This is a genomic window from Ensifer soli (assembly GCF_041928815.1).
Lineage (GTDB): Bacteria > Pseudomonadota > Alphaproteobacteria > Rhizobiales > Rhizobiaceae > JBHFEI01.
On sequence record NZ_JBHFEI010000008.1, the window covers coordinates 231604 to 250338 of the forward strand.

Annotated in this window: 18 protein-coding genes; 11 read left to right on the forward strand and 7 right to left on the reverse strand. The window is 67.6% G+C overall.

The genetic code is table 11. From position 1 onward, the window contains the following. Window positions 1-51: 51 nt before the first annotated feature. The 3 genes from gatA to ACEVQ6_RS14315 all read right to left on the reverse strand — a co-directional run bounded on the left by gatA (window position 52) and on the right by ACEVQ6_RS14315 (window position 2690). The gene (gene gatA / locus ACEVQ6_RS14305; protein ID WP_374889675.1) at window positions 52-1533 is read right to left on the reverse strand and encodes an Asp-tRNA(Asn)/Glu-tRNA(Gln) amidotransferase subunit GatA; all 1482 of its coding nucleotides are present in this window, start codon (window positions 1531-1533) and stop codon (window positions 52-54) included. 57 nt (window positions 1534-1590) lie between these two features. Continuing rightward, window positions 1591-1878 carry an Asp-tRNA(Asn)/Glu-tRNA(Gln) amidotransferase subunit GatC gene (gene gatC, locus ACEVQ6_RS14310; RefSeq protein ID WP_374889676.1) on the reverse strand — a complete coding sequence of 96 codons (288 nt, stop codon included), beginning with the start codon at window positions 1876-1878 and terminating at the stop codon, window positions 1591-1593. A 107-nt stretch (window positions 1879-1985) separates the two neighbouring features. Beyond that, a complete protein-coding gene (locus ACEVQ6_RS14315; RefSeq protein ID WP_374889677.1) occupies window positions 1986-2690 on the reverse strand; it encodes a metal-dependent hydrolase in 705 nt (234 codons plus the stop codon). Window positions 2691-2764: 74 nt separating this feature from the next. On the opposite strand from ACEVQ6_RS14315, the gene ruvX reads away from it, so the two are divergent. Then, window positions 2765-3241, forward strand: a complete 477-nt coding sequence (gene ruvX, locus ACEVQ6_RS14320) for a Holliday junction resolvase RuvX (RefSeq protein ID WP_374889678.1) — start codon at window positions 2765-2767, stop codon at window positions 3239-3241. Here the strand turns inward: ruvX and ACEVQ6_RS14325 are convergent. Next, window positions 3196-3531, reverse strand: coding sequence for a DUF6105 family protein (locus ACEVQ6_RS14325; protein WP_374889679.1), 336 nt, complete (start codon window positions 3529-3531; stop codon window positions 3196-3198). The genes ruvX and ACEVQ6_RS14325 overlap by 46 nt on opposite strands. Beyond that, the gene (locus ACEVQ6_RS14330; RefSeq protein ID WP_374889680.1) at window positions 3528-3656 is read right to left on the reverse strand and encodes a hypothetical protein; all 129 of its coding nucleotides are present in this window, start codon (window positions 3654-3656) and stop codon (window positions 3528-3530) included. Before ACEVQ6_RS14330 ends, ACEVQ6_RS14325 begins: the two co-directional genes overlap by 4 nt. A gap of 405 nt (window positions 3657-4061) precedes the next feature. Here ACEVQ6_RS14330 and ACEVQ6_RS14335 point away from each other — a divergent pair, with 405 nt between their 5' ends. Next, complete coding sequence (locus tag ACEVQ6_RS14335; protein WP_374889681.1) at window positions 4062-4997, forward strand: AEC family transporter; 936 nt, start codon at window positions 4062-4064, stop codon at window positions 4995-4997. Here the strand turns inward: ACEVQ6_RS14335 and ACEVQ6_RS14340 are convergent. Further along, on the reverse strand, window positions 4979-6631 hold the full coding sequence (locus tag ACEVQ6_RS14340) for an acyl-CoA dehydrogenase family protein (RefSeq protein ID WP_374889682.1): 1653 nt from the start codon (window positions 6629-6631) through the stop codon (window positions 4979-4981). The genes ACEVQ6_RS14335 and ACEVQ6_RS14340 overlap by 19 nt on opposite strands. Window positions 6632-6791: 160 nt before the next feature. Between ACEVQ6_RS14340 and ACEVQ6_RS14345 the strand changes: the two genes are divergently transcribed. The 4 genes from ACEVQ6_RS14345 to dprA are packed head-to-tail and all read left to right on the forward strand — an operon-like array spanning window position 6792 to window position 10813. Continuing rightward, window positions 6792-7724 carry an aspartate carbamoyltransferase catalytic subunit gene (locus ACEVQ6_RS14345; protein WP_374889683.1) on the forward strand — a complete coding sequence of 311 codons (933 nt, stop codon included), beginning with the start codon at window positions 6792-6794 and terminating at the stop codon, window positions 7722-7724. Window positions 7725-7728: 4 nt separating this feature from the next. Continuing rightward, window positions 7729-9018 (forward strand): dihydroorotase, encoded by a 1290-nt coding sequence (locus ACEVQ6_RS14350; RefSeq protein WP_374889684.1) that lies wholly within the window; start codon window positions 7729-7731, stop codon window positions 9016-9018. A 27-nt stretch (window positions 9019-9045) separates the two neighbouring features. Continuing rightward, window positions 9046-9657, forward strand: coding sequence for a glycerol-3-phosphate 1-O-acyltransferase PlsY (plsY, locus tag ACEVQ6_RS14355; RefSeq protein WP_374889685.1), 612 nt, complete (start codon window positions 9046-9048; stop codon window positions 9655-9657). A gap of 4 nt (window positions 9658-9661) precedes the next feature. Further along, on the forward strand, window positions 9662-10813 hold the full coding sequence (gene dprA / locus ACEVQ6_RS14360) for a DNA-processing protein DprA (protein ID WP_374889686.1): 1152 nt from the start codon (window positions 9662-9664) through the stop codon (window positions 10811-10813). Here the strand turns inward: dprA and ACEVQ6_RS14365 are convergent. Next, a complete protein-coding gene (locus ACEVQ6_RS14365) occupies window positions 10778-10999 on the reverse strand; it encodes a hypothetical protein (RefSeq protein WP_374889687.1) in 222 nt (73 codons plus the stop codon). The genes dprA and ACEVQ6_RS14365 overlap by 36 nt on opposite strands. A gap of 296 nt (window positions 11000-11295) precedes the next feature. Between ACEVQ6_RS14365 and topA the strand changes: the two genes are divergently transcribed. From topA to ACEVQ6_RS14390, 5 genes are read left to right on the forward strand one after another with little or no spacing between them, the layout of a single operon-like run. Next, entirely contained in the window at window positions 11296-14010 is a 2715-nt protein-coding gene (gene topA / locus ACEVQ6_RS14370; RefSeq protein ID WP_374889688.1) for a type I DNA topoisomerase, read from the forward strand. A 59-nt stretch (window positions 14011-14069) separates the two neighbouring features. Beyond that, window positions 14070-16352, forward strand: coding sequence for a ribonuclease R (gene rnr / locus ACEVQ6_RS14375; RefSeq protein ID WP_374889736.1), 2283 nt, complete (start codon window positions 14070-14072; stop codon window positions 16350-16352). 25 nt (window positions 16353-16377) lie between these two features. Next, window positions 16378-16839, forward strand: coding sequence for a DUF983 domain-containing protein (locus ACEVQ6_RS14380; RefSeq protein ID WP_374889689.1), 462 nt, complete (start codon window positions 16378-16380; stop codon window positions 16837-16839). 4 nt (window positions 16840-16843) lie between these two features. Continuing rightward, window positions 16844-17533: an NUDIX hydrolase gene (locus ACEVQ6_RS14385; RefSeq protein WP_374889690.1), complete on the forward strand. Its 690-nt coding sequence runs from the start codon at window positions 16844-16846 to the stop codon at window positions 17531-17533. A gap of 12 nt (window positions 17534-17545) precedes the next feature. Then, complete coding sequence (locus tag ACEVQ6_RS14390) at window positions 17546-18730, forward strand: MFS transporter (protein ID WP_374889691.1); 1185 nt, start codon at window positions 17546-17548, stop codon at window positions 18728-18730. The last annotated feature ends 5 nt before the right edge of the window (window positions 18731-18735 follow it).

An 18735-nucleotide genomic window follows, 5' to 3' on the forward strand; every position in this document is an offset into this window, starting at 1 on the left:
GCCCGCAAGAGCCGCCGTTTGGATGGAAAAACCGGTTCGGCCGTGCCGCCGCTACCACCACTTCGCCGGCGCGAAGCGGCCGGCGGCCTGCTCGATTACATGGGCGGTGCGGAACAGCGTCTCCTCCTCGAAGGGGCGGCCGATAAGTTGCAGGCCGAGCGGCAGGCCCTTGTGGTCGAGGCCGGCGGGAACGGAGAGACCGGGCAGGCCCGCCATGTTCACCGTCACGGTGAAGATATCGTTCAGATACATCTTCACCGGATCGGCGGCCAGATCCTCGTCGGCGATGCCGAAGGCGGAGGACGGTGTCGCCGGCGTCAGGATGGCGTCGACGCCGGCGTCGAAGGCCAGTTCGAAATCGCGCTTGATCAGCGTGCGCACCTTCTGCGCCCGGAGATAATAGGCATCGTAATAGCCGGCCGAGAGCACATAGGTGCCGATCATGATGCGGCGCTTGACCTCGGAGCCGAAGCCGGCGGCGCGCGTCTTCTCGTAGAGATCGACGATGTCGCGGCCGTCGACGCGCAGGCCGTAGCGCACGCCGTCATAGCGGGCGAGGTTCGAGGACGCCTCGGCGGGCGCGACGATATAATAGGCCGGCAGCGCGTATTTCGTGTGCGGCAGGGAGATGTCGACGATCTCGGCGCCGGCATCCTTCAGCCAGGCGATGCCCTGCTGCCACAGCGCCTCGATCTCGTCAGGCATGCCGTCGACGCGGTACTCCTTCGGGATGCCGATGCGCATGCCCTTGACGGAGCCGCCGATCGCGGCCTCGTAGTCCGGCACAGGGATATCGACCGAGGTCGTATCCTTCGCATCCGTGCTCGCCATCGAGCCGAGCAGGATCGCGGCATCGCGCACGTCGCGGGCGATCGGCCCGGCCTGGTCCAGCGAGGAGGCGAAGGCGACGATGCCCCACCGCGAGCAGCGCCCATAGGTCGGCTTGATGCCGACCGTGCCGGTGAAGGCCGCGGGCTGGCGGATCGAGCCGCCGGTGTCGGTCGCCGTCGCCCCGGCACAGAGGAAGGCGGCGACGGCCGCGGCCGAGCCGCCCGACGAGCCACCCGGCACGAGGTCGAGGTTGGAGCCCTGCGCCCGCCACGGGTTCTTCACCGGCCCGTACCAGGAGCTTTCATTCGACGAGCCCATGGCGAATTCGTCCATGTTGAGCTTGCCGAGCATGACGGCGCCGTCGTTCCACAGGTTCTGCGTCACGGTCGATTCGTAGCGCGGCTCGAAACCGTCGAGAATGTGGCTGCAGGCCTGGGTGTGGACGCCTTCGGTCGCGAAGAGGTCCTTGATGCCGAGCGGAATGCCTTCGAGCGCCCCCGCGTTTCCACCGGCGATGCGGCCGTCCGAGGCCTTCGCCATGGCGCGCGCCTTCTCCGGCGTCACCGCGACATAGGCATTCAGCGCGCCGTTGGCGGCCTCGATCGCGGCGAGGTAGGCATCGGTGAGTTCGACGGCCGTGATCTCCTTCGCCGTGAGCTTGGCGCGGGCTTCGGCGATGGTCAGGCGGGTGAGGTCGGTCATGGTCGGCAGTCTTTCGCGGGACGGGAGAAGGAGCGCGGCGGATCGGAGGCCGGCGGCCTATTCGACGACTTTCGGCACGAGGAAGAAGTTGCGGTCCGACAGCGGCGCGTTGGCGACGATATCGTCCGCCTTGTTGCCGTCGGTGACGACGTCCTCGCGCTTCTTCATCGCCATCGGCGTCACCGAGGTCATCGGCTCGACGCCGGAGACGTCCACCTCGGAAAGCTGTTCGACGAAGCCGAGGATGCCGTTCAGCTGACCCGTCATCGTTTCGGCCTCCTCCGCGCTCACGGCGATGCGGGCAAGGCGCGCGACGCGCTTGACGGTGGCGAGGTCGACGGACATGGGCGGCTCCGGAAGGTCAGAAGGTCTGGCTTCGCTATACTGGCCCGCAACTGCGCGCGCAACCCGCGCGAAGGGGCGATCGGCCGAGAGGATCGCCCCTTCGACGGTCAGAACGAGACCGTGCCGCCGATCTCCGGCACGGCGACCCGCGTCTTCACGCCCTCCATGCCGGCGATGAAGGTCTCGGCGGTCGGCGCGACGAGGGGGAAGGTGGCGTAATGGCAGGGGATCGCCGTTTCGAACTTGAAGTAGCGCTGGCAGGCGAGCGCCGCGACCGCGCCGCCCATGGTGAAGCGGTCCCCGACCGGAACGAGGCCGATATCGGGCTGGTGCAGCTCGTGGATCAGCGCCATGTCGGAGAAGATGTCGGTATCGCCCATGTGGTAGAGCGTCGGCTCGGCGTCGAAATGCAGGACGAGGCCGTTGGCGTTGCCGAGCGAATGGGAGACGCCGTCCTCGGTGATCTGGGCCGAGGAATGCAGTGCGTTGACGAAGGTGGCGCTGAAGCCGGACAGCTGGATCGTGCCGCCGGTATTGCCCATTTCCAGCGCGCTCACACCCTTGGAGCCGAGCCAGGCGGCGAGATCGGCATTGGCGACGACGGTGGCGCCGGTCTCCTTCGCCAGCGCCACCGTGTCACCGACATGGTCGCCATGGCCGTGGCTGAGCAGGATGTGGGTGAGCCCCTTCGCCGCGTCCTTGCGGCCCTCCTCGCGGAAGACCGGATTGCCGGTGAAGAAGGGGTCGACGAGGATCGTCGCCGTGCCGGTCTCGATGCGGAAAGCGGAATGGCCGAGCCAGGTGATCTTCATGATAGGTTTCCTCGCGGTTTGCGTCTAAGGATCTCGAACGGCGTTTACGGAAGGCGGGGCAGCGCGGTTCATCGATGACGGTATTGACGATAGAAGACCTCGCGGCGACGCTTCAACCCCGCCACGCCATAGCCGGGATCGATCTCGGCACCAAGACGATCGGCCTGTCGATGTCCGATCTCGGCCGGCGTTTCGCCTCGCCGCGGCCGGTCCTGAAGCGGGTGAAATTCGCCGCCGATGCGCAGGCGCTCCTCGCATTCGCGCAAAAGGAAGCCGTCGCGGCCTTCGTCATCGGCCTGCCGCTCAACATGGACGGCTCGCAGGGCCCGCGCGCCCAGGCGACGCGCGCCTTCGTTCGCAACATGGAGGGAAAAACGGAGATTCCCTTCGTCTACTGGGACGAGCGGCTGTCGACGGTGGCGGCCGAGCGGGTGCTGATCGAGATGGACGTGTCCCGCGGCAAGCGCAAGGAGCGGATCGATTCGGCCGCGGCCGCCTTCATCCTTCAGGGCGCGCTCGACAGGCTCGTGTCCTTGGAAAGGGCGGCCTGAGCCGCCTCGCGCGCGGCCTTGCGCCGCAGCCACCAGGCGCGGATCTCGCGGCGCTTGCGGAAGAGCACGATGCCGAAAACGATCAGCGTATCGAAGGCGATCGCCCGCGCGACCAGCGGCGGGATCGTCTCCGGCGGAATGCCGAGGATCTTGCCGTAGATGGCAAAGACCAGGTCATGGGCCTGGCGCGTCAGCATGAAGATGCCGAAGCTCATGTCGTTCAGCGACAGGTAGTACCAGCCGCCGAGCAGAAGGACGGGGCAAGCCCAGAGTATGAGGAACCACTTCATGTCGCCCTCCGCGCGCCGAGCCCCGGCCCGATCAGCGGAAAGGCGATGCGGTCGAGGAAGACGACGCCGGTCAGCACCAGCGCCGGAACGGCAATATCGACCGCCACTCCGGAAAAGAACGTCATCATCATTACCAACATGCCTGTCCGCATGGGCCCTGCCCTGTCCCTGCGGACCTCATGCCCGCATGCTTATTCATGTGGCGCGTTAACCCTCTTCGGGCAACGTAAACCTTTCATTAAGGTTAATATCCACCGTCGGGGACCGTGCCGACGCGCGCATCCCGAGTCCGGAAATCGCTCCAAGAAACTGTTTTTTATCGTCTTTTCATCATTCTCACAGTTTGAATCAGGAAGACCGCGACGTTTCACCCCGAAAGTGAGACATCGGCCATGCGGCAGCGATGGTAAACGGGACGCGCCGGATTCTCGCCGCAAAACGCCCGCACGCATTGCGGCACAGGCGGCGCGCCTGTAACCGGACGGCGCCAGCCCTCGCGCCATGCCGCCAGACACACGACGAGATCCGCCTTGACCGCCATTTTCGAAAGCATCCTGCCGGTCTTTCTCCTCGTCGCGCTCGGCTGCGGCCTCAAGCGCTCGACCCGCATCGACGGCACGCTCTGGAACGGGCTCGAGCAGTTCGGCTACTTCGTGCTCTTCCCGGCGCTGCTGTTTTCCACCCTCGCCCAGGCGGATTTTTCCGGCATGCGGGCGGATGCGACCGGCATCGCCACCATCGGCAGCATCACCCTGATGGCGCTCGCCGTGCTCTGCCTCTGGCCGCCGATGCGCCGTCGCGGCGTCTCTCCAGCCGCCTTCACCTCGGTCTTCCAGACCGCGACGCGCTGGAACGGCTTCATGGCGCTGGCGATCGCCGCCAAGCTCTATGGCAGCCTCGGCCTCAGCCTGACGGCGCTGACGATGACGCTGGTGATCGTGCCGATCAATTTCTACAATATCGGCGTGCTCGTCTGGTTCGGCGGCGGCACGCGCAGCCTCCGCTTCTTCGCCGTGAAGATCCTCACCAATCCGCTGATCGTCGCCTCGCTCGCCGGCATCGTGCTGAACGTCGCCGGCATCACCGTCTACGCGCCGGTGATGACGGCGATCGAGATGCTCGGCAACGCCTCGCTCAGCCTCGGCCTGGTGATGGTCGGCGCCGGGCTGAAAATCGCCGACGCGCTCAAGCCCCGGCCGGTTGCGCTTCTCTCGGTGGCGCTGAAACTTCTGCTGATGCCCGTCTTCATGGTGGCGGCCAGCCATCTCCTCGGCATCCGCGGCGATGCGCTGCTCGTCATCGCGCTGGGGGCCGCCGTCCCGACGGCGATGAACGGCTATCTGCTGGCCAAGCAGATGGGCGGCGACGCGCCCCTCTACGCCGCGGTCGCGACGCTGCAGACCGTCGCCTCCTTCTTCACGATCCCGCTGGTGCTGTGGCTGACCGGCTATCTCGCCGCCGGATAGAGCAGGTCGACGATCTGCGCCGAATCGAAGCGCGAATCGAGCATGCCGTAGGTCGCGCGCCAGCCGCCGGCGAGGCGCGATTCGAGGAAGGCGTCGGCGAGCCGCCCGGCGCCGAGACGGTAGAGTTCGGCGGCGGCACCGGCGAGCGCCAGCTGCTCGACGAGAAGCCGCGTCGAGCCCTCGTCGCGCTCGCAGAGCGACATGGCGGCGCGCAGCACGTCGAAGGTCTTGCGACCGGCAGGGCCGAGATCGCGGCCGATCACGGCGAAGAGCTGCTCGAACAGGTCCTTGCCGCGCGCGACCACCTTCAGCACGTCGAGCGCCAGGACGTTGCCGCCGCCTTCCCCGAGGGCGGCGGCGGGTGCTGCGCGATAGTGCCGGGCGATCGCCCAGTCCTCGACATAAGAATTGCCACCCATCGCCTCCATCGCCTCGGCGATCAGCATCGGGGCGATCTTGGCGCACCAGTATTTCGCCACCGGCGTCATCAGCCGGGCATAGGCGGCGTCCTCGGCACTCTCGCCGGCCCGGTCGAAGGCGGCGGCGACACGCAGCGCCAGTGCCGTCGCGGCGGCGACGTCGAGCGCCATGTCGGCGACGACCCGCGTCATCAGCGGCTGGGCGATCAGGGCGCGGCCGCCGACCTGGCGCCCGCGCAGGTGGTGCACGGTCTCGGCCAGAGCCGCGCGCATCGTGCCTGCTGCGGCGAGCGCACCATCGAGCCGCGTGAGCGTCACCATGTCGAGGATGGTGCGCTGACCGGCATCGGGCGCGCCGAGCGCGAAGCCGAAGGTCTCGGAGAACTCCACCTCGGCCGTCGCGTTCGAGCGATTGCCGAGCGTGTCCTTCAGCCGCTGGAAGCGCAGCCCGTTCGCCGAACCATCCTCCAGAAGGCGCGGCACGAGGAAGCAGCCGAGCCCCTCGCGTGTCTGGGCGAGCATGATGAAGGCGTCGCTCATCGGCGCGGAGAGATACCATTTGTGGCCGCCGAGCCGGTAGATCCCCTCGCCGACGCGTTCCGCGCGCGTGACCGTCGCGCGCAGGTCCGATCCGGCCTGCTTTTCGGTCAGTCCCATGCCGATGGTGACGGCGGATTTCTGCATCCAGGGGCGATTGGTCGAATCATACTTGCGGGCAAGGATCTTCGCCGCCCACTCCTTCTGCACGACGGGCGCCGCCGCCATGGCGGCGACGGAGGCGCTCGTCATCGTCATCGGCGCGAGGTGACCAGCCTCGAGCTGCGCCGTCAGGTAATAGCGCACCGCCCGGGCCCGATGCGACTGGCCGCGTTCGCCCTCGATCGTTTCCCAGGCGGAAGAATGCAGGCCGGCGCCCATCGACCGCCGCATCAGCGCATGCCAGGCCGGATGGAACTCGACGACGTCGAGCCTTTCGCCGCGAGGCCCGTGCGAGCGCAGCTGCGGCGCGCCGTGGTCGGCCATGCGCGCCAGCTCCTGCGCCTCGGCCGAGGTGACGAAGCGCCCGATCGCCTCGAAATCCTCCTTCAGCGCCCGCGGCAGCCCCGCCGTCGCATCGACCACCAGCGGATCGGACCGGTAGGCGTTGATGCCGGAATAGGGCGCCGGCTGGTTGAGCTCGGCCTGGATCTTGTCGGTGCGCGGCGCTTGGGTCATGGCCCGCTTCTAGCCGATGTTTGCCCCCCGTGAAACGGGTCCTCCGCGCCGCCGCTTGCGGTTCCTCAACTTTTCTCGCGGCCCTGCCCCCGCCAACTTGCCGCAGGCCCGGCAAGGCACTAAGAGAACGCGACATTCACAAGGACAGCAGGCGGCGCTCATGGCATCGTTTCCGCACCGGCATCTCCTCGGCATCAAGGATCTGAGCGAACAGGACATCACCCTGCTCCTCGACCGCGCCGACGAGGCCGTGAAGATCTCCCGCCAGCGCGAGAAGAAAACCTCGACATTGCGCGGCCTGACGCAGATCAACCTCTTCTTCGAGGCCTCCACCCGCACCCAGGCCTCCTTCGAGCTTGCCGGCAAACGGCTCGGCGCCGACGTGATGAACATGTCGGTCGGCAACTCCTCGGTGAAGAAGGGCGAGACGCTGATCGACACGGCGATGACGCTGAACGCGATGCATCCGGACGTGCTCATCGTGCGCCATTCCTCCGCCGGGGCCGCCGCGCTTCTGGCGCAGAAGGTCTCCTGCGCCGTCGTCAATGCCGGCGACGGGCAGCACGAGCACCCGACGCAGGCGCTGCTCGACGCGCTGACCATCCGCCGCGCGCGCGGCAAGCTCGCCCGCATCATCGTGGCGATCTGCGGCGACGTGCTGCATTCGCGCGTCGCCCGCTCCAATATCATTCTCCTGAACCGCATGGGCGCGCGGGTGCGCGTCGTCGCGCCGGCAACGCTGCTTCCCTCGGGGATCGCCGAGATGGGCGCCGAGGTCTACCATTCGATGGAGGAGGGACTGAAGGGCGCCGACGTGGTCATGATGCTGCGGCTGCAGCGCGAGCGCATGTCGGGCGCCTTCGTGCCGTCGGTGCGCGAGTATTTCCGTTATTTCGGCCTCGACGCCGAGAAGCTGAAGGCGGCGAAGGACGATGCGCTCGTGATGCATCCCGGCCCCATGAACCGGGGCGTCGAGATCGCCTCCGAGATCGCCGACGGTCCGCAGAGCGTGATCGAGGCACAGGTGGAAATGGGGGTCGCGGTGCGCATGGCCGTGATGGAAACGCTGCTCCTGTCGCAGTCGGAGGCATGACGCGATGACGAAGCCGCTTGTCCTCACCCATCTGCGCATCCTCGACCCCTCGCGCGACCTCGACGAGACCGGCGCGATCATCGTCGTCGACGGGCGCATCGCCGCCGCCGGCGCCGGAGCGATGAACCAGGGCGTGCCCGACGGGGCGGAGGTGCGCGACTGCCGCGACCTCGTCGCCGTGCCCGGCCTCGTCGACGCGCGCGTCCACACCGGCGAGCCGGGCGCGGAACACCGCGAGACGATCGAATCGGCGGCGAGGGCGGCGGCGGCCGGCGGCGTCACCTCGATCATCACCATGCCGGACAGCGAACCGGTCATCGACGACATCGCCCTTGTCGAGTTCGTGCTCAAATCCGCCCGCGACCGCGCCGTCGTCAACGTCCATCCGGCAGCGGCGCTGACCAAGGGGCTGGCCGGCACGGAGATGACCGAGTTCGGTCTCCTGCTCGAGGCCGGCGCCGTCTGCCTGACGAACGGCCGCCAGCCGCTGCACGACACGCAGGTGCTGCGCCGGGCGATGACCTATGCGCGGGAATTCGGCGCGGTCATTTCGCTGGAGACCCGCGACCGCTATCTCGGCGCGAACGGCGTGATGAACGAGGGGCTGCTCGCAAGCTGGCTCGGGCTTTCCGGCATTCCGCGCGAGGCGGAACTGATCCCGCTCGAACGCGACCTGCGCATCGCGGCGCTGACGCGTGGCGCCTATCATGCGGCAAAGCTCTCCGTTCCCGAATCGGTCGCGGCCGTCACCGACGCACGCAGCCGCGGCGTCAACGCCACCTGCGCCGCCTCGATCAACAATCTGACGCTGAACGAGAACGACATCGGCGAATACCGCACCTTCTTCAAGCTGTCGCCGCCGCTGCGCGGCGAGGACGATCGCAGCGCGATGGCCGACGCACTGGCGAAGGGCGAGATCGACATCATCGTCTCCTCGCACGATCCGCAGGACGTCGACACCAAGCGCCTGCCCTTCGCCGATGCCGCCGACGGCGCCGTCGGCCTCGAAACCCTGCTCCCGTCGGCGCTGCGCCTGCACCACAGCGGCTCTGTGCCGTTGATGCGGCTGATCGATGCGCTCTCCACCCGGCCGGCGCGGATCTTCGGTCTCGATGCGGGAACGCTGGCGCCCGGCGCGCGCGCCGACATCACCCTCATCGACCTCGACGAGCCGTGGATCCTGTCGCGCGACGCGCTCTTGTCGCGCTCGAAAAACACGCCCTTCGAAAATGCCCGCTTTACCGGCCGCGCCGTTCGCACCTATGTTTCGGGACGCTGCGTCCATTCCGTCTGACGGCGGCCGATCGGGGGAGGATCTCTGGTGAACGACGTCTTCTGGGAACCCGGCCTGCTGCCGACGCTCGCGAGCCTCGTCTTCGGCTACCTGCTCGGCACCATCCCCTTCGGCTTGATCCTGACGCGGGCGGCGGGCCTCGGGGACGTGCGCAAGATCGGCTCCGGCAATATCGGCGCCACCAACGTGCTGCGCACCGGCAACAAGAAGCTGGCGGCCGCGACCCTTCTGCTCGACGCGCTGAAGGGAACGGCGGCGGCGGCGCTGGCCGGCCTCGTCTCGCCGGATCTGGCGCTTTCTGCCGGTTTTGCCGCCTTTCTCGGCCATCTCTTCCCGGTCTGGCTCGGCTTCAAGGGCGGCAAGGGTGTCGCGACCTATATCGGCGTTCTGCTCGGCGTGGCGCCGCCGATGATGCTCGTCTTCGCCGTGGTCTGGCTCGCCTCGGCGAAGATCACCCGCTATTCCTCGCTTTCGGCGCTGATCGCGACGCTGGTCGTGCCCGTCGTCACCTATGCGTTCGACCACGAGAAGATGGCGATCCTCTTCGCGGTGATGACCGCCATCACCTGGATCAAGCACCGCGCCAACATCGCAAGGCTCCTGAACGGAACGGAAAGCAGGATCGGTTCGAAGGGTTAGGCCCATGCCGGCATACGGGGCGGAGCGGAAAGGCACGGCGCTGACCGACCGGCAGCGCCTCGCCTGGCTGCGGCTGATCCGCAGCGACAATGTCGGTCCCGTCACCTTCCGCCACCTGATCAATCATTTCGGCACGGCGCAGGCGGCGATCGAGGCGCTGCCGGAGCTCTCCCGCCGCGGCGGCTCGCCCCGGCCGATCCGCATCGCGAGTCTGAGCGAGGCCGAGCGCGAAATGGAGACGGCCGCGCGGGCCGGCGCCCGCTTCATCGGGCTCGGCGAGCCGGATTATCCGCCGGCGCTGCGCCAGATCGACGGCGCGCCGCCGCTCCTTGCCGCGAAAGGACGGCTCGACGCCGCGACGACGCCCTCGCTCGGCATCGTCGGCGCCCGCAATGCGTCTGCGAACGGCATGAAGTTCGCGGCGATGATCGCCCGCGAGGCGGGCCGCGCCGGCTATGTCGTGACCTCCGGCCTGGCCCGCGGCATCGACACGGCCGCCCACCGCGCCACGCTTGCAACCGGCACCATCGCCGCGATGGCCGGCGGCCTGGACAAGCCCTATCCACCGGAAAACATCGGCCTTCTCGACGAGATCACCGAGGGCCAGGGCCTCGCGATCAGCGAGATGCCCTTCGGCTGGGAGCCACGCGCGCGTGACTTCCCGCGGCGCAACCGGCTGATCGCCGGTATCGCGCTCGGCGTCGTCGTGGTCGAGGCGGCGGTCCGGTCCGGATCGCTGATCACCGCGCGGCTCGCCGCCGATTTCGGCCGGCTGGTCTTCGCGACGCCCGGCTCCCCCTTCGACCCGCGCTCGGAGGGCACCAACAACCTCCTGAAACAGGGCGCCACGGTGACGACGGCCGCCTCCGACGTGCTCGATGCGCTGGCGCCGCTCAGCCGCTTCGATCTCTTTTCACCGCACGAGATCGACGAACCGCCGCGCGAACAGGCGGAGACCCGCCCCGATGCACCCTCGGACCGGGACCGCGCGACGCTGATCGAGGCCCTGTCCTTCTCGCCGACGGATGTCGACGACATCGTCCGCCATACCGGCCTTTCCGCCGCCGCCGTCCATCTCGCCCTTCTGGAACTGGACCTGGCGGGCCGGCTGCAGCGCCACTCAGGCGGACGGGTCTCGCTTGTTGAGCGGACGTGACAGCGGCCGGTGGCCGGCAAGGATGTCGGAGGCCTCGACATAGGCCATTTCGATCAGGTAGGCGAGCATGTCCGCCCCCTGCCCCTCGGTCACGGTGCGCAACTCGCCGAGGATCTGCCGCACATACTGGATGGTAGAATGGGAATCATTTCCTTTTAAACTGTTTCTCGCTGAATTCGCTACCATATCAGACTCCCATAAATTACTACAGCCACAACCCGGCCCGGAAAAGCGCACAATCTGGCGGAAAAAATAGGTTGTATTCTCTGATTTCATGCTATTTCAACGATAGTTGATGCTACCATAGATTACAATAGGAATTTAGTCTTTATCACCTTTCGAAGGCGTTTTAGACCGGCCGGCACCGAAAGCCCCTTGACCCGGCCGGATTCGCCCTCCATGTCGGGAGGTGACGAATATGCGGGCGTGCCGCGTCAGCGAGGCCGGGCACGCGATCCGCTGACTGCCTCTGAGTATGACGCATGAATCTGGTCGTCGTGGAATCGCCCGCGAAAGCAAAGACAATCAACAAGTATCTCGGCTCCGGCTACAAGGTGCTCGCCTCCTTCGGCCATGTGCGCGACCTGCCGGCGAAGGACGGCTCCGTGCTGCCGGACCAGGACTTCGAGATGCTGTGGGAGGTGGATGCCGCCTCCGCCAAGAGGGTCAAGGACATCGCCGACGCGGTGAAGACCTCGGATGCCGTCTATCTCGCGACCGACCCCGACCGCGAGGGCGAGGCGATCTCCTGGCATGTGCTCGACCTCCTGAAGAAGAAGAAGGTGATCGGCGCCAAGCCGGTGAAGCGCGTCGTCTTCAACGCCATCACCAAGAAGGCCGTGCTCGATGCCATGGCCCATCCCCGCGACATCGACGAGCCGCTGGTCGATGCCTATCTCGCCCGCCGCGCCCTCGACTATCTCGTCGGCTTCAACCTCTCGCCGGTGCTCTGGCGCAAGCTGCCGGGCGCGCGCTCGGCCGGGCGCGTGCAGTCGGTCGCCCTCCGGCTCGTCTGCGACCGGGAGTCCGAGATCGAGCGTTTCGTCTCGGAGGAGTACTGGAACATCTCGGCGCTCCTGAAGACGCCGCGCGGCGATGTCTTCGAGGCACGGCTTGCGTCTGCCGACGGCAAGCGGCTGGCGGCACGCGCCATCGGCGACGGGGACAGGGCGGGCCGGCTGAAGGACCTGCTCGAGGGCGCTTCCTATGTCGTCGACAGCGTCGAGGCCAAGCCGACAAAACGCAACCCGTCGCCCCCCTTCACCACCTCGACCCTGCAGCAGGCCGCCTCGTCCAAGCTCGGCTTCTCCGCCTCGCGCACGATGCAGGTGGCGCAGAAGCTCTACGAGGGCATCGATCTCGGCGGAGAGACGGTCGGCCTGATCACCTATATGCGAACCGACGGCGTGCAGATGGCCGGAGAGGCGATCGACGCGGCGCGGCGCGCCATCGGCCACCAGTTCGGCGAGCGCTACGTGCCGGAAAAGCCGCGCTTCTATGCGACCAAGGCGAAGAACGCCCAGGAAGCGCATGAGGCGATCCGCCCTACGGACTTCACCCGCACGCCCGAACAGATGCGCCGCTTCCTCGACGGCGACATGCTGAAGCTCTACGACCTCGTCTGGAAGCGCGGCATCGCCAGCCAGATGGCCTCGGCGGAGCTCGAACGCACCACGGTCGAGATCACCGCGAAGAACGGCGGCGAGACGGCGGGCCTGCGCGCCACCGGTTCCGTCATCCGCTTCGACGGCTTCATCGCCGCCTACACCGACCAGAAGGAGGATGGCGACGCCCCGGACGAGGATGACGAGGACGGCCGGCTGCCGGAGATCAATGCTCGCGAAAGCCTCGGCAAGGAGAAGGTGAACGCGACCCAGCACTTCACCGAGCCGCCGCCGCGCTATTCCGAAGCCTCGCTGATCAAGAAGATGGAGGAGCTCGGCATCGGCCGGCCCTCGACCTATGCCGCGACGCTCGCGACGCTGCGCGACCGCGAATACGTGGTGATCGACAAGCGCAAGCTGATCCCGGAGCCGAAGGGCCGGCTGGTGACGGCCTTCCTGGAAAGCTTCTTCACCCGCTACGTCGAGTACGACTTCACGGCCTCGCTCGAGGAGAAGCTCGACCAGATCTCGGCCGGCGATCTCAACTGGAAGGACGTGCTGCGCGAGTTCTGGACGAATTTCTTCGCCCAGATCGAGGACACGAAGGAACTGCGCGTCACCAACGTGCTCGACGCGCTGAACGAGATCCTGGCGCCGCTCGTCTTCCCGAAGCGCGAGGACGGCAGCGATCCGCGGATCTGCCAGGTCTGCGGCACGGGAAAACTGTCGCTGAAGCTCGGCAAGTACGGCGCCTTCGTCGGCTGCTCGAACTATCCGGACTGCAATTTCACCCGGCAATTGTCGAGCGACGGCAACGATGCCGAGGCGGCCGCCTCGAACGAACCGCAATCGCTCGGCCGCGATCCGATGACGGGCGAGGAGATTACGCTGCGTTCCGGCCGTTTCGGTCCTTACGTCCAGCGTGGCGACGGCAAGGAGGCGAAGCGCTCCAGCCTGCCGAAGGGCTGGACGCCGGCGACGATCGATCACGAGAAGGCGGTGGCGCTTCTCTCCCTGCCGCGCGACATCGGCCAGCATCCGGAAACCGGCAAGATGATCTCGTCCGGCCTCGGCCGCTACGGGCCGTTCCTGCTGCATGACGGGAAATACGCCAATCTCGAATCGATCGAGGACGTGTTCTCGGTCGGCCTCAACCGCGCCGTGGCCGTGCTCGCCGACAAGGCGGCCGGCGGCGGCAAGGGACGCGGCCGCACCGCGGCGGCGGCGCTGAAGGAACTCGGCAACCATCCTGAAGGCGGTGCCGTGACCGTGCGCGACGGGCGTTACGGACCCTATGTCAACTGGGGCAAGGTGAACGCCACCCTCCCCAAGGGCAAGGATCCGCAGGCGATCACCCTCGAGGAGGCGATCCCGCTGCTTGCCGAACGCGCCGGCAAGGTCTCGACCAAGCCCGCCAAGGCGGCGCCGAAGGCCAAGGCGAAGGCGGCAGCCGCCGACGGCGAGGCCGACGCCGCGCCCGCGGCCCGCCGCAAGGCGGCGGCGAAGCCCGCCGGCGCCAAGGCGACAGCCGCCAAGACAGCAGGGGCCAAGGCGAAACCGGCGGCGAAAGCGAAGAAGAAGGACGCATCTTGAGCAAGGCGCCCCGCGATTCCGCCGCCGGAAAGCCGCCGCGCAAGGGCGGGCGCGGCGGGTTGCCCGACCTTCAGGCGCATCCGCCGATCATCCAGGGCGTGGTGCCGCCGCGCGACGTGCTGCTGCGCTTCATCAGCGAGAACCCCGACCGGGCCTCCAAGCGCGAGATTTCCAAGGCTTTCGGCCTCAAGGGTGACACCCGCGTCGAGCTGAAGACGCTGCTGCGCGACCTTGAGGCCGACGGCATGGTCGAGAAGAAGCGCAAGTCGCTGGTCCGGCCCGGCGCGCTGCCGCCGATGACCGTGCTCGACATCACGTCCCGCGACAAGGACGGCGAGCTGATCGGCCGGCCGGCCGAGTGGCCGGACGACGGCTCGGTCGCGCCCGCCGTACTGATCCGCCAGTCGGCGTCGGGCGCCTCGAAGACGAAGGCGCCGGTCGGCGGCCTCGGCGACCGGGTGCTGGCGAAGATCTTCCCGGCGAAGGAACGCGGCGGACCGGCCTACACGGCCAGGATCGTCAAGGTGCTCGACCGGCGCCAGAACGCCGCCCTCGGCGTGCTGCGCCTCAATCCGGACGGCAGCGGCCGGATCATGCCGATCGAAAGGCGCGGCGAGGAACTGGTCGTCGAGGCCGAGGATCGCGGCGCGGCCGCCGACGGCGACCTCGTCTCGGCCGAGGTGATCCGCAGCGGCCGCTTCGGCCTGCCGCGCGCGCGCGTCGCCTCGGTCATCGGTTCCGTCGCCTCGGAAAAGGCGATCTCGATGATCGCCATCCATGCCCATGGCATCCCCTATATCTTCCCGGATGCGGTGCTGAAGGAGGCCGAAGACGCCGGCCCGGCGACGGTGGCGAAGCGCGAGGACTGGCGTTCCCTGCCGCTCGTCACCATCGACCCGGCCGATGCCAAGGATCACGACGACGCCGTCCACGCCGAGCCCGACCCCTCGCCCGACAATCCCGACGGCGTGATCGTCACGGTCGCCATCGCCGACGTCTCCTGGTATGTCCGGCCGAGATCGGCGCTCGACCGCGAGGCGCTGAAGCGCGGCAACTCCGTCTATTTCCCCGATCGCGTCGTGCCGATGCTGCCCGAGCGCATCTCCAACGACCTCTGCTCGCTGAAGGAAGGCGTCGACCGCCCGGCGCTCGCCGTGCGCATGCGCTTCTCGAAGGAGGGCCGCAAGGCGGGCCACACCTTCCACCGGATCATGATGCGCAGCGCGGCGAAGCTCTCCTACCAGCAGGCTCAGGCCGCGATCGACGGAAGCCCGGACGACAAAACCGGCCCGATCCTCGAGGCGATCCTGAAGCCGCTCTGGCACGCCTATGGTCTCCTGTCGCGCGGCCGCGAACGGCGCCAGCCGCTCGAGCTCAACATGCCGGAGCGCAAGATCCTGCTGAAGCCGGACGGCACCGTCGACCGGGTCCTGGTGCCCGACCGCCTCGACGCCCACCGGCTGATCGAGGAGATGATGATCCAGGCAAACGTCGCCGCCGCCGAGACGCTGGAGCAGAAGCGCCAGCCGCTGATCTACCGCGTGCACGATACGCCGTCGCTCGCCAAGCAGGAGACGCTGCGCGAATTCCTCGCGACACTCGACATTTCGCTGGTGAAGGGCGGCAACCTGCGCTCGAACCATTTCAACGGGATCCTGTCGAAGGCCGAGGGCAAGCCCTACGAGACCATGGTCAACGAGATGGTGCTGCGCTCGCAGAGCCAGGCCGTCTACGCGCCGGAGAATATCGGCCATTTCGGCCTCAACCTGATGAAATACGCCCATTTTACCTCGCCGATCCGCCGTTATGCCGATCTCATCGTGCACCGGGCGCTGGTCGGCAGCCTCGGGCTCGGCGAGGGCGGCATCACGCCGGACGAGGAGAAGGATCTCGAGGATATCGCCGCCGAGATTTCCGCCTTCGAACGCCGCGCCATGGTGGCCGAGCGGGAGACCGTGGACCGCCTGATCGCCCACCATCTCGCCGGCCGTGTCAACGAGGAGTTCGAGGGCCGGGTCTCGGGTGTCACCAAGGCAGGCCTCTTCGTCGTGCTGCCCGCCTATGGCGCCGACGGCTTCGTGCCGATCTCGACGCTCGGGCGCGACTATTTCATCTTCGACGAGGCGCGCCAGGCCCTCGTCGGCGAGAAGACCGGGCTCGGCTACCGGCTCGGCGACACGGTCCGGGTCAAACTGGCCGAGGCGATACCGCTCGCGGGTGCGCTGCGCTTCGAGATGGAAAGCGAAGGGCGCAAGATGCCGGTGGCGACGCGCTCGTTCCACAAGAGCGGACGGCGTGCGCAGCGGCAGCCGGGTATCCGGCCGCCGCGTGGCCGGCGCTGACCGGAAGGAAAGGGAGAGAACCGCCATGACGGGCCAGAGCGGCGAACACGAGACACTGCGGCTTTCCGGCGACGCGCAGGAAGAGCGCCCAACCGGGCTGGCGATCCGTCGCGGCCTGTCGAACCGCTGCCCGGCCTGCGGAGAGGGCCGGCTCTTCCGTGCCTTCCTCAAGACGGTCGAGCGTTGCGACCGCTGCGGCGAGCGCATGGACCATCACCGCGCCGATGACTTTCCGCCCTATATCACCGTCACCATCATGGGCCATCTCGTGCTTGCCGGCTACATGGCGACCGATCTCGTCAGCTCGCTGAACAGCTGGCAGCATCTCGCCATCTGGGTGCCGGTGACGATCGTCGGCTCGCTGCTGCTGATGCAGCCGGTGAAGGGCGGCGTCGTCGGGCTGCAATGGGCGCTTCGCATGCACGGCTTCAGCGGCGAGGAGGACGGACCGGCGGACGCGTTGCGCCCGGACGGATCGGCGCGCTGACGCCGTGAGCGCCCGCGTGCCGGCGACCGGGCCGCACCCGACCGAACGCCGACCTGCCATCGCCGCGAGCCTCGTGCTGCTCGACCGGTCGCAGCGTCATATCCGCGTGCTGCTCGGGCGGCGCAGCCAGGCTCATGCGTTCATGCCGGGATACCATGTCTTTCCCGGCGGGCGGCGGGATCCCGGTGATCACCGCCTCCCGCATGAGGGCGCATTGCCGCCGGCGGATGCCGCGCGGCTGAAGCGGGCGTTGCGGACCGCCTCGCCTCTCGCGGCGGCCGCGGTGGCGATCGCGGCCTGGCGCGAACTCCACGAGGAAACCGGCCTCTGCCCCGTCGGCGAAAACATCACACCCGGTCCCCGCCTTCCCTTTCTTCCCGATCTCACAAACATGCGGTATATGGCGCGGGCCATCACGCCGCCCGGCCATGTGCGGCGCTACGACACGCATTTCTTCGTCCTGTTCGCCGACGCCGCGAACATCGACATCACCCGCGCGAGGAGCGGACCGGAGCTTGAGGACATCGGCTGGCATGCGCTCGATACATTGTCCGGCCTCAGCCTCGCCGGTATCACGCAGTGCATTCTCGAGGAGGTGCGCGCCCGCCTGCGCGCCGATCCGTCCCTCACCGCGAACCTGCCCGTTCCCGTCTACCGAAGCGTCCGGCAAAGCCTCGTCCGCGACCTTCTTTGAGGAATCACCTGCATGAACCAGCCCGCGCCTTGCGCGCCGAGCGCGGACGAACGCATCCGCTGGCCGTCCTTGATCGCCGCCGTCGCGGCCATCAGTGCCGTCGGCATCGCCATCGGCCTCGGCCTGCCGCTTCTCAGCATCATCATGGAGAAGCGCGGCATCTCCTCGACGATGATCGGGCTCAATTCGGCGATGGCCGGCCTCGCCTCGATGGCGGCGGCGCCCTTCACCACCAAGCTCGCCCACCGCTTCGGCACGGCCAACACCATGCTCTGGGCCGTGATGTTCGCGGCGATCAGCGCCATGGGCTTCTACTACATAGAAAACTTCCTCCTCTGGTTTCCGCTGCGGGTCGTCTTCCACGGCGCCATCACCGTGCTGTTCATCCTGTCGGAATTCTGGATCAACGCCACCGCGCCGCCCGGCAAGCGCGGTCTCGTGCTCGGCATCTACGGGACGGTGCTCTCGCTCGGCTTCGCGACCGGCCCCCTGCTCTTCTCGCTACTCGGCAGCGAGGGCGTGGCGCCCTTTGCCGTCGGCGCCGGCGTCATCCTGCTCGCCGCCATTCCCGTCTTTCTGGCACGGGCGGAAAGCCCGATCCTCGACGAGAAGCCGGAACTGCATTTCTTGCGCTACATCTTCCTCGTGCCGACGGCGACGGCGGCGGTCTTCGTCTTCGGCGCGGTCGAATCGGGCGGCCTGTCGCTGTTTCCGATCTTCGGCACACGAACCGGGTTCACCGAATCGCAGGCCGCCCTGCTTCTCACCGTGATGGGAATCGGCAACGTCATCTTCCAGATCCCGCTCGGCCTCCTCTCCGACCGCATCTCCGACCGGCGCAACCTTCTCGCCGGCATGACGATCATCGGCATGGTCGGCGCCATCTGCCTGCCGGTTCTCGCGGAAAACTGGATGCTGATGGCCGTCGTCCTCCTGTTCTGGGGCGGCTGCGTCTCCGGCCTCTACACGGTCGGCCTCAGCCATCTCGGCTCGCGGCTGAGCGGCGCCGATCTCGCAGCGGCGAATGCCGCCTTCATCTTCTGCTATGCGGTCGGCACGGTCGCAGGCCCCCAGGCGATCGGCGCGGCGATGGATCTGACGGGCAACAACGGCTTTGCCTGGGCGATCGCCGGCTTCTTCGGGCTTTATGTGCTGCTTTCGGTCGTCCGCATCATCGTCAAACCAAAACGGGCTTGACTTTT

Excerpts from the sequence above, each read along its gene's own strand:
- gatA (WP_374889675.1), bottom strand. The coding sequence starts at position 1,533 with ATGACCGACCTCACCCGCCTGACCATCGCCGAAGCCCGCGCCAAGCTC.
- gatC (WP_374889676.1), bottom strand. The coding sequence starts at position 1,878 with ATGTCCGTCGACCTCGCCACCGTCAAGCGCGTCGCGCGCCTTGCCCGC.
- ACEVQ6_RS14315 (WP_374889677.1), bottom strand. The coding sequence starts at position 2,690 with ATGAAGATCACCTGGCTCGGCCATTCCGCTTTCCGCATCGAGACCGGC.
- ruvX (WP_374889678.1), top strand. The coding sequence starts at position 2,765 with ATGACGGTATTGACGATAGAAGACCTCGCGGCGACGCTTCAACCCCGC.
- ACEVQ6_RS14325 (WP_374889679.1), bottom strand. The coding sequence starts at position 3,531 with ATGAAGTGGTTCCTCATACTCTGGGCTTGCCCCGTCCTTCTGCTCGGC.
- ACEVQ6_RS14330 (WP_374889680.1), bottom strand. The coding sequence starts at position 3,656 with ATGACGTTCTTTTCCGGAGTGGCGGTCGATATTGCCGTTCCGGCGCTG.
- ACEVQ6_RS14340 (WP_374889682.1), bottom strand. The coding sequence starts at position 6,631 with ATGACCCAAGCGCCGCGCACCGACAAGATCCAGGCCGAGCTCAACCAG.
- ACEVQ6_RS14345 (WP_374889683.1), top strand. The coding sequence starts at position 6,792 with ATGGCATCGTTTCCGCACCGGCATCTCCTCGGCATCAAGGATCTGAGC.
- ACEVQ6_RS14350 (WP_374889684.1), top strand. The coding sequence starts at position 7,729 with ATGACGAAGCCGCTTGTCCTCACCCATCTGCGCATCCTCGACCCCTCG.
- dprA (WP_374889686.1), top strand. The coding sequence starts at position 9,662 with ATGCCGGCATACGGGGCGGAGCGGAAAGGCACGGCGCTGACCGACCGG.
- ACEVQ6_RS14365 (WP_374889687.1), bottom strand. The coding sequence starts at position 10,999 with ATGGTAGCGAATTCAGCGAGAAACAGTTTAAAAGGAAATGATTCCCAT.
- topA (WP_374889688.1), top strand. The coding sequence starts at position 11,296 with ATGAATCTGGTCGTCGTGGAATCGCCCGCGAAAGCAAAGACAATCAAC.
- ACEVQ6_RS14380 (WP_374889689.1), top strand. The coding sequence starts at position 16,378 with ATGACGGGCCAGAGCGGCGAACACGAGACACTGCGGCTTTCCGGCGAC.
- ACEVQ6_RS14390 (WP_374889691.1), top strand. The coding sequence starts at position 17,546 with ATGAACCAGCCCGCGCCTTGCGCGCCGAGCGCGGACGAACGCATCCGC.